The organism is Iningainema tapete BLCC-T55 (genome assembly GCF_014698965.1).
Taxonomy (GTDB): domain Bacteria; phylum Cyanobacteriota; class Cyanobacteriia; order Cyanobacteriales; family Nostocaceae; genus Iningainema; species Iningainema tapete.
On record NZ_JACXAE010000016.1, the window covers coordinates 1 to 902 of the forward strand.

Genomic DNA, 902 nt, shown 5'->3' on the forward strand with positions numbered 1-902 from the left:
GGCAATTGAAAAACAAAAAACTCAAGAAAAACATGGGCGTGGGCGACCAAAAGGGAGTAAGAACAAAAATAAAAAGGAAGTAATATTAACATCTGAATTAATACTAATTCAGAAAATGATTAGTTCATTATTCGAGTTATTAGCTAACTTTATTCCCCTGACATACTTGGTAGTAGATGGTCATTTTGGTAACAACAATGCTTTGCAGATGGCGCGACAAGTTAACTTGCACATAATTTCCAAGTTGCGCCATGATGAGCGCGTTATACGTCCCTTATGAACATCCTGACTCCAAAGGTCGCTCCCGTCGTAAATACGGTGACAAGCTGGACTATCGTAATCTACCTGACAAATATTTATGTAAAAGTGCTATTGAGGATGGGATTCAAACTGATATTTATCAAGCCACTCTTCTTCACAAAGAATTTGCTCAAGCTCTCAATGTAGTATCTTGTCAAAACCGATCTTAAAACTAATGCTTACAGCCATGTAATTCTGTTTTCTAGCGACTTGGAATTATCATTCGACCACATAATAGATTACTACAAACTCCGCTTTCAAATCGAATTTAATTTCCGTGATGCCAAGCAATTTTGGGGTAGTAACGACTTTATGAACCTCAGTAAAACTGCGGTGACTAATGCTGCTAATCTAGCATTCTTTATGGTTAATTTATCTCATCATCTTCTCGCTGATTTTCGCCTCCTTAATCCTGACTCTGGCATTATTGACCTTAAGGCTCATTATCGTGGCTTTCGATATGTCCATGAAATCTTAAAAATGCTTCCAGAAATCCCTGAGCCTATTTTATTAACCCAGATTTTTGCCAAGCTTACTTCTTTAGGACGTATTCATCCTGTTTCTACGGGCGTTGAACCCTCGTAAATTGGCAACGGTATTGA

The 902-nt window shown here is 37.8% G+C and carries 1 pseudogene; it reads left to right on the forward strand.

Annotated elements, in window-relative coordinates:
• Positions 1–885 (forward strand): annotated as a pseudogene (locus tag ICL16_RS04025) (transposase); the annotation flags it as partial.
• Positions 886–902: the final 17 nt, after the last annotated feature.